Source organism: Cupriavidus sp. GW823-FHT06D04 (assembly GCF_058795055.1).
Genome location: NZ_JBXAHL010000063.1, coordinates 19,555 through 27,388, shown reverse-complemented (window position 1 = coordinate 27,388; position 7,834 = coordinate 19,555). Strand labels below are relative to the sequence as shown.

General features: G+C 68.2%; 9 protein-coding genes. 1 reads left to right on the top strand and 8 read right to left on the bottom strand.

Annotation, left to right across the window (positions count from 1 at the left end; all coding sequences use genetic code 11):
• From AC1Q7H_RS37735 to AC1Q7H_RS37725, 3 genes are all read right to left on the bottom strand, one after another.
• A partial coding sequence (locus AC1Q7H_RS37735; protein WP_492382377.1) for an acyl-CoA dehydrogenase family protein occupies positions 1–137 on the bottom strand: 137 nt, incomplete at its 3' end.
• Between the two features lie 64 nt (positions 138–201).
• Positions 202–678 (bottom strand): PaaI family thioesterase, encoded by a 477-nt coding sequence (locus AC1Q7H_RS37730; protein ID WP_013955251.1) that lies wholly within the window; start codon positions 676–678, stop codon positions 202–204.
• 128 nt (positions 679–806) lie between these two features.
• The gene (locus tag AC1Q7H_RS37725; RefSeq protein WP_013955250.1) at positions 807–1,271 is read right to left on the bottom strand and encodes a MerR family transcriptional regulator; all 465 of its coding nucleotides are present in this window, start codon (positions 1,269–1,271) and stop codon (positions 807–809) included.
• Between the two features lie 208 nt (positions 1,272–1,479).
• Here AC1Q7H_RS37725 and AC1Q7H_RS37720 point away from each other — a divergent pair, with 208 nt between their 5' ends.
• Positions 1,480–2,556, top strand: a complete 1,077-nt coding sequence (locus AC1Q7H_RS37720) for an MBL fold metallo-hydrolase (RefSeq protein WP_153956606.1) — start codon at positions 1,480–1,482, stop codon at positions 2,554–2,556.
• Between the two features lie 16 nt (positions 2,557–2,572).
• On the opposite strand, the gene AC1Q7H_RS37715 is transcribed toward AC1Q7H_RS37720, so the two are convergent.
• The 5 genes from AC1Q7H_RS37715 to argS all read right to left on the bottom strand — a co-directional run bounded on the left by AC1Q7H_RS37715 (position 2,573) and on the right by argS (position 7,764).
• Positions 2,573–3,406: a helical backbone metal receptor gene (locus tag AC1Q7H_RS37715; protein ID WP_211980547.1), complete on the bottom strand. Its 834-nt coding sequence runs from the start codon at positions 3,404–3,406 to the stop codon at positions 2,573–2,575.
• Between the two features lie 2 nt (positions 3,407–3,408).
• A complete protein-coding gene (locus AC1Q7H_RS37710) occupies positions 3,409–4,215 on the bottom strand; it encodes an SDR family oxidoreductase (protein ID WP_013955247.1) in 807 nt (268 codons plus the stop codon).
• A 107-nt stretch (positions 4,216–4,322) separates the two neighbouring features.
• Positions 4,323–4,958: a thiol:disulfide interchange protein DsbA/DsbL gene (locus tag AC1Q7H_RS37705; RefSeq protein WP_013955246.1), complete on the bottom strand. Its 636-nt coding sequence runs from the start codon at positions 4,956–4,958 to the stop codon at positions 4,323–4,325.
• 166 nt (positions 4,959–5,124) lie between these two features.
• Positions 5,125–5,850 (bottom strand): SPOR domain-containing protein, encoded by a 726-nt coding sequence (locus AC1Q7H_RS37700; RefSeq protein ID WP_013955245.1) that lies wholly within the window; start codon positions 5,848–5,850, stop codon positions 5,125–5,127.
• A gap of 117 nt (positions 5,851–5,967) precedes the next feature.
• A complete protein-coding gene (argS, locus tag AC1Q7H_RS37695; protein ID WP_153956608.1) occupies positions 5,968–7,764 on the bottom strand; it encodes an arginine--tRNA ligase in 1,797 nt (598 codons plus the stop codon).
• Positions 7,765–7,834 lie beyond the last annotated feature (70 nt).

Genomic DNA, 7,834 nt, shown 5'->3' with positions numbered 1-7,834 from the left:
TCCATCGGGAACTGGTCGGTGCGGTCGATCTCGGCGGCGCGCGGGGCCAGTTCGGCCTGGGCCCAGTCGCGCACGGAGTTGCGCAGCATCTCGATGTCTTCGCCCAGATCGAATTTCAGGCCTGGCAGTTCGGTCATGATGGTCTCCTGTTTGGAATCGGTATGTGTGTCGGGTTCCGGATGGATGGCCGGATCCGTCAGTTCAGACGTGGCCCAGTGTCTTGACCACGCACAGCGTCATCAGCATGGTGGCCACCTGCTTGCGGCGGCCGTCCTGCTCGACATAGACATCGCCCTGCGCCACGATCAGCGTGCGCCCGGGCTTGAGGACCCGCCCCACCGCCACCAGGCGTTCGCCCTGGGCGGGAGACAGCAGGTTGATCTTGTATTCGGCGGTCAGGCCCGCCTCATCTTCGCCCACCATCGTCAGCGCGGCATAGCCGCAGGCGCTGTCTGCCAGCGCACCCACCGCGCCGCCGTGGAAGAAGCCGTGCTGCTGGGTCACGCCGTCGGACCACGGCATCGCCAGCTCGACCTCGCCGCGGTCCACCCGCCGCAGGCTCGCGCCAAAGGTGGTCATCAGCCCCTGGCGGGAAAAGCTGGTGGCAATGGCGTCGGCGCGCGCGGCGGACAGCGATCCTGGTTCAGCGGGTACGGCACTGGCGTTGGATGACGTCATGGCGGAGTTCCGGTGTGAAAACGTTGGGTCGCCGGGCAGCCACAGGCTGCGCGCGCTGTCCGGGTATTCTATTGACGTTTACGTAAACGTCAATCCCATCCGGCACGGATGCCGGTGGAAGTGGCGCTTCAGGCGGCGGTGGTCCGGGCCGGCGCATCGCCGCCTTCCGTGGCCGGCTGCGGCTTGCCGGTCTGCGCGGCCAGCAAGGCCCTGCACTGCCGCTCATGCTGGTCGATCTCGGCCAATTGTGCCTGCAAGTCTTCCATCTGCTGCTCCAGCGTGCGCCGGTGCGCCGCGAGCGAGTGCAGGAAGCGCTCCAGCTGCGGGGTGGTGTCGCGCGGTGACTCGTAGAGATCAAGGATCTCGCGGATCTCATTGAGAGTAAGCCCCAACCTCTTGCCGCGCAGCGTCAGCTTCAGCCGGGTCCGTTCACGGCCGTTGTAGACCCGCTTGCGCCCGCCCGGCCCTTCGCGCTCCGGCGACAGCAGGCCCTGGTCCTCGTAGAAACGGATGGCCCGGGGCGTGATGTCAAATTCACGCGCAAGGTCGGTGATGGTGAAGGTGGCGGAAGCCGCCGCTGGCGTCGCTGACATAGCCTGCCCAAAGAAAGTGAACGGTCGTTCGTTGTGAAGTCAAGTTTTCGCTTAAGATGGAAACGAGCCGTATGATTGACGTTTACGTTAGCGTCAACCAGGACGGCTGGCAACCGGTGCTTTCACGCCCCAGGTCTTTCGGGCCGGGCGTGGCGGCAGAACGAGAAAGCCCGCGCCCTGGCGCCAGGCTTCGACCACGAGACTCCTCATGAACGCACTCGAACACCAGCTCCAATACCCGTTCGGCGACACCATGCCCGAGCCCGGCTCCAAGCAGGAAGTCGCCCCCGGCGTCTACTGGCTGCGCATGCCGCTGCCGTTCGCGCTCGACCATATCAACCTGTGGCTGCTGCGCGACCGCCTGGACGGCCGCGACGGCTGGACCATCATCGACTGCGGCATCACCAACGACATTATCAAGGGCCACTGGGAAACCATCTTCGCCAATGAGCTGGAAGGCCTGCCGGTGGTGCGCGTGCTGGTGACGCACAGCCACCCCGACCACGTCGGCCTGGCGCACTGGCTGTGCAAGCGCTTCGGCGTACGGCTGTGGATGAGCCTGGGCGACTACATGAGCGCGCGCGTGATGGGCAGCGGCACCGGTGCCGGCTCCAGCGCGGGCGGCGACGCCGCCGCCGCGCACTTCGCGCTGCACGGCCTGACCGATGCCGACAGCCAGGAAAAGCTGCGCGCGCGCAAGACCTACTACCCGTCGCTGGTGCCGGACCTGCCGGCGCAGTACCGCCGCATGATGGAAGGCGACACGGTACGGATCGGCACCGATGCGGCGACCTCGGCCTGGCGCGTGATCACCGGCTTCGGCCATTCGCCCGAGCACGTGGCGCTGTACAACGCCGCCACCAATGTGCTGATCTCCGGCGACATGGTGCTGCCGCGCATCTCGACCAATGTCAGCGTGTTCGACATGGAGCCCGAAGGCAATTCGCTGCAGCTTTACCTGGACTCGCTCGGCAAGTATGAGCCACTGCCGCAGGACGTGCTGATCCTGCCCTCGCACGGCCGCCCCTTCCGCAACCTGCATACCCGCATCATGCAGCTGCGCGAGCACCATGCCGACCGCCTCGCCGAAACGCTCGAAGCCTGCGGCGGGAAGGCCTGCAGCGCGCACGACATCGTCAGCGTGATCTTCAAGCGCCAGTTCGACATCCACCAGATGACCTTCGCCATGGGCGAGTCGCTGGCCCACCTGCACTGCCTGTGGCACCGTGGCGAACTGGTGCGGGAGACCGGCGACGACGGCGTGATCCGCTTCCGCGCGGCCTGACTGGCTTAGCAGGGCCTTAGTTGGCGGCCGCCAGCGCCGCCAGGTAGCGCACCCCGTCGATGGCGCGGCTGCCATACCAGGACAGCATCTCGCCGTCGACCAGCAGCACCGGCTTGCCAAGCTGGCGCTCGAGCGCGTCGGCGTGGTCTTCGGTAAAGCGGTAGGGCTCGGTCGACAGCAGCACGAGGTCGAGCTCGCGCACCAGCGCGTCGCTCCAGCGGAAGGTGGGATAGCGCTCGCCGGGCGCGTTGGGGCGGCTGCAGTCGCCGCCCACGCAGGCTTGCAATGCAGCGCCGCCGTCCGGCCAGGTCTGCCAGTTGGCCAGCGCCAGCAAGCGGCTGATATAGGTGTCGCGCGACACCGTCATCCACGGGTCCTGCCAGATCGTATACAGCACGCGGCGCGCCGGCCACGGGCGCACGCAGATCGCGTCCAGCTGCACCTGCAGCGCCGTGCACAGCGCCTCGGCTTCGGCGTGGCAGCCGAAGATGCCGCCCAGCAGCTGGTACAGGCCCAGATTGTCTTCCGGCGCGCACGGATGGGTGACGATCACATTGGGCACGAACGCGCGGATCTCGTCCACGGTCTCGCGCCGGTTCTCATCGATATTGACCACCACGTGCGTGGGCGCCAGCTCGCGCAGCCGCGCCACGTTCACGTCCTTGGTGCCGCCCACCTTGGGCACCGCGCGCACGGCCGGTTCCGGGTGGATGCAGAAGCCGGTGCGCGCCACCATCTGCCGGGCCAGCCCGAGCGCGAACAGCAACTCCGTCACCGACGGCACCAGCGACGCGATCCGCACCACCCCGCTGGCGGCGGCATGCTGCTGGCCGATGGCGTCGCGCCACATGGTCAGGGCTCCTGCGGCGGGTCGGCGCGCCGCGGCTTGCGCGGCGCGCCCGCGGCCAGCGCATCGTAGAGCCAGCGCGGCATCACGTGCAGCAGCGCCGCCACCACGCCCATCGGCCACGGAATCACGCGGAAACGCCGGCCGGCTGCGATCACGCGGACGGCCTTGCGCGCGAACACGTCGGCATCGGTCAGGAACGGCATGCGGTACGGGTTGTGCGCGGTCATCGGCGTGCGGATATAGCCAGGCGCGATCGTGACCACGCGGATGCCGTGCGCGCGCTGCTCCAGCCGCAGGCTTTCCAGCAGCTTGATCACCGCCGACTTGGACGCGCTGTAGGCGCCCGCGCCCGGTAGCCCGCGCACGCCGGCGACGCTGGCAATGCCCACCAGCGTGCCGCGGCGCCCGAAGTGGCCAGGCTCGCGCGCCTGCATCGCGTGCAGGAAGGGCTGGAATGTGGTCAGCACGCCGAACCAGTTGGTATCCATCACCTGGCGGAAGGCGTCGAGGTCCTCGCGCTCGCTGGCGACGGTGCCGACCGAGACCCCGGCATTGGCGATCACCACGTCCGGGCAGCCGAAATGCCCAAGGAAGTCCTGCGCGGCGCGCGCCATGGCGTCGGCATCGCGCACATCGGCGCCGTAGACGCGCACCGCGCCCGGGTTGGGCAGCGTGGCGACAAACTCGCGCAGCGCGTCCTCGCGGCGCGCCACCAGCCCGAGGATGGCGCCCTGCGACGCGTATTCGCGCGCGAGAGCCTGGCCCAGGCCGCTGGAGGCGCCGGTCAGGAAGACTTTGAGAGGACGCATGAAGGCAGGGTTGCGGTCTGAAATAAAAAACGGCTGGTACAGGATACCAGCCGTTTGGCTTGCTACAGGTGTTGGATAACCCTCGGCTTGCGAAGGCCGCCAGCAGATTACATCTTCTTCGCCTTCACCTGGTCCACCAGGTAATCCATGGTCTGGATCGCGCCCTGCTTGTTGCCGGCAATCGACGGCGAGGTCACGAACTTGCCCTGCACCACCACGGTCGGCACGCCGTCGATCTTGTAGGCGTCGGCGATCTTGTTGGCGCGCTGCGAGTTGGTGGTCACCGTGAACGAGTTGTAGGCGTCCAGGAAGGCCTTGCGGTCCACACCGTTCTTGGCCATGAAGTCGGCGATCTCGTTGGGGTCCGTCATGCGCTTGCGGTCCACGTGGATGGCGTTGAAGACCTTGGTGTGCATGGCGTCGAGCTTGCCGATGGCTTCCAGCGCATAGAAGATCTTGGTGTGCGGCAGCAGGTCGTCACGGAACGCGACCGGCACGCGCTTGAAGACCACGTTGCTGCCCTGCTTCTTGACCCAGGCTTCCAGATCCGGCTCGAAATCGTAGCAGTGCGGGCAGCCGTACCAGAAGAACTCGGTCACCTCGATCTTGCCCGCGGCGACCGGCTGGGCCGCCTTCAGGACCTGGTATTCCTTGCCCTCGGCGGGCGCCGCCCGGGACGGGGCGGACATCAGCAGGCCGCCCACGGCGGCGAACATGGCGAACAGTGCGGCGAGTTTTTTCATCTTGGTGCGGCCTTGCGGTTTGGACGATGAGCGTATGACAGCGGCGGCGGCGTCCGGTTCAGCGGAACGCCGGCCACTTCTAGTGACAACGTGTTGCGGCGGTTACCGGCGATGACAGCCAGTGCCGCCGGCACGACCGGAATAACGCCTGACCCTGCGGTCCGGCTTACTGCTTGGTGAAGCGGATCACCGAGGCCTCGAAGCCGGACGACTGCAGCCGGTCGCGTGCCTTGTTCATGTCTTCGATGCGGTTGAACGGCCCCAGGCGCACCCGGTACATCTTGACGCCGTTGACGTCGCGTTCGGTGATCCTGGCTTCGAAGCCCTGCATCGCCAGGTTGGCCTTCTGGCGGTCGGCGTCGTCCGACGAGCGGAACGCGCCCACCTGCAGCAGGTAGCCCACCTTGTTGGCGTCGGCCTGGGCGATCTCGGCGATCGGGTCGGCCACCGGCTTCTCGGCCGGCTTGCTGGCGACGGGCTTGTCAGCCGGCTTTTCCGCGGGCTTTTCCACCGGCTTCTCGGCCGGACGGGCCACTGCCACCGGGGGTTGCTGGCCGTTCTGGCCAGAACGGCCGTTCGCCTTCGGTTCCGGCTCGGGCGGCTGGCCCACCGGCTTGGCCGGGGTCTTGCTCCACAGCGGCTTGTTGGGGTCGCTCGGGCCCTCGTCGGCGCGCTGGGCCGGCGGCGGCAGCTGGCTGGTGACATTACCCGGCTCGCTCGGGCGCGGGGCACTCTTCTGCTGGAACGGGGTCGGCGACTTGGTGATGTACAGGGCGACCACCACGGCGATGGCCAGCCCGACGATCAGCCCGAGCACCAGGCCCAGGAACGTACCGCCGCGTTGCTGGTTGCGGCGGACATGGCGCGACTCGCGCTTGCGTTGCTGTTGCATGAAGTCCTCTTCGGTGATGCCGGGATTATAGGGCCAGCGCCGCCAACGGCAGCACTGGCATCGTCCCCGGGGCCGGACGGCCCCGTGCGTCCCGCGCGGGGGACGCCGGACGTCTGCTTACATGCGGCGCGGAGCGGACACGCCGATCACCGCCAGGCCGTTGCGCAGCACCTGGCGCGTGGCGGCCAGCAGCGCCAGCCGGGCGCGCTTGACGGCCTCGTCGTCCACCAGCACGCGGTCGGCGTTGTAGAAGGCGTGGAAGTCGCCGGCCAGGTCGCGCAGGTAGAAGGCGACCGCATGCGGCGCCAGCTCGGCGGCGGCGGCCGACAGCATGTCCGGGAACTCGGCCAGGCGCTGTCCCAGCGCCTGCGCCTGGGCGCTGGCTTCGGGGCCGGTCACGGCGGACAGGTCGGCGCCGGCCAGCTCGGCCAGGCGGGCTTCCCAGTCCGCGCCGCCCCACGACTCGAAGATCGAGCAGATGCGGGCATGGGCGTACTGCACGTAGTACACCGGGTTCTCGTCGCTCTGCTTGAGCGCGAGGTCGACGTCGAACACGAACTCGGTATCGGCCTTGCGCGACAGCAGGAAGAAGCGCACCGCGTCGCGGCCACGGGTGAAGTGCGCGGGCCAGTCGGCCACGCCTTGCTCCAGGCAGCCGCGGATGGTCTCGCAGGTGTCGTCCTGGCCGTTGGACCATTCGATCAGGTCGCGCACGGTGACATAGGAGCCGGCGCGCTTGGAGATCTTGACCTCCTCGCCGTTCTTCATCACGGTGACCATCTTGTGCAGCACGTAGTCGGGGTAGCCCTGCGGGATGCCCATGTCCAGGCCCTGCAGGCCGGCGCGCACGCGCGCGATGGTGCCGTGGTGGTCGCTGCCCTGCACGTTGATGACCTTGGTGAAGCCACGCTCCCACTTGGTGGTGTGGTAGGCCACGTCCGGCACGAAGTACGTATAGGTGCCGTCGCTCTTCTTCATCACGCGGTCCTTGTCGTCGCCGTCGTCGGTGGTGCGCAGCCACAGCGCGCCCTCGCTCTCGTAGGTCTTGCCCTTGCCGATCAGCGACTGCACCGCGGCTTCGACGCGGCCGTCGCTATACAGCGACGACTCCAGGTAGTAGCGGTCGAACTTGACGCCGAAGGCCTGCAGGTCGATGTCCTGCTCATTGCGCAGGTAGGTGACGGCAAACTTGCGGATCGAGTCGATGTCCTCGACGTTGCCTGACGCGGTCACGGGCTCGCCGTCCGAGGCGCTGACAGTCTTGCCGGCCAGGAAATCGGCGGCGATGTCGGCGATGTAGTCGCCGTTGTAGGCGGCCTCAGGCCAGCTGGCGTCGCCCGGCTTGAGGCCGCGCGCGCGCGCCTGCACCGACAGCGCCAGGGTCTGGATCTGCACGCCGGCGTCGTTGTAGTAGAACTCGCGGTGCACGTGGAAGCCCTGCCACGACAGCAGGTTGGCCAGCGCATCGCCCAGCGCCGCCTGGCGCCCGTGGCCAACGTGAAGCGGGCCGGTCGGGTTGGCCGAGACGAACTCCACCAGCACCTGGCCGTGCACGCCGCGCTCGCGCGCGCCGTAGCGGTCGCCCTCGGCCAGCACCGCGCGCAGCACGTCGGCCTTGGCGGCCGGGGTCAGGCGCAGGTTGATGAAGCCGGGGCCGGCAATCTCCATGGCCTGGACCAGGCCCTGCGCGCGCGCGTCGGCCTGCACCGCATCGACGATGCGCTGGGCCAGCTCGCGCGGATTGCTCTTGAGCGCGCGCGCGACCTGCATGGCGATGTTGCAGGCAAGGTCTCCGTGGGCGGCCACCTTGGGCCGCTCGAAGGTGACGGCGGGCAGGGTGGCATCGGCCGGGGCGAGCGCGCGCACCGCATCAGTGAACGCGGCGGCAAGATTAGAGGTCTGAACAGGCAGCATGGATGTCGGAAGCCCTGTGGGCAAGGTATTCAGGCGCAGCCCCTGGGGCAGCGCCGGCGCCCGGAATACG

Bases quoted from the DNA above. Each gene is read 5' to 3' on its own strand.
- AC1Q7H_RS37730 (WP_013955251.1), bottom strand. From the start codon at position 678: ATGACGTCATCCAACGCCAGTGCCGTACCCGCTGAACCAGGATCGCTG.
- AC1Q7H_RS37725 (WP_013955250.1), bottom strand. From the start codon at position 1,271: ATGTCAGCGACGCCAGCGGCGGCTTCCGCCACCTTCACCATCACCGAC.
- AC1Q7H_RS37720 (WP_153956606.1), top strand. From the start codon at position 1,480: ATGAACGCACTCGAACACCAGCTCCAATACCCGTTCGGCGACACCATG.
- AC1Q7H_RS37715 (WP_211980547.1), bottom strand. From the start codon at position 3,406: ATGTGGCGCGACGCCATCGGCCAGCAGCATGCCGCCGCCAGCGGGGTG.
- AC1Q7H_RS37710 (WP_013955247.1), bottom strand. From the start codon at position 4,215: ATGCGTCCTCTCAAAGTCTTCCTGACCGGCGCCTCCAGCGGCCTGGGC.
- AC1Q7H_RS37705 (WP_013955246.1), bottom strand. From the start codon at position 4,958: ATGAAAAAACTCGCCGCACTGTTCGCCATGTTCGCCGCCGTGGGCGGC.
- AC1Q7H_RS37700 (WP_013955245.1), bottom strand. From the start codon at position 5,850: ATGCAACAGCAACGCAAGCGCGAGTCGCGCCATGTCCGCCGCAACCAG.
- argS (WP_153956608.1), bottom strand. From the start codon at position 7,764: ATGCTGCCTGTTCAGACCTCTAATCTTGCCGCCGCGTTCACTGATGCG.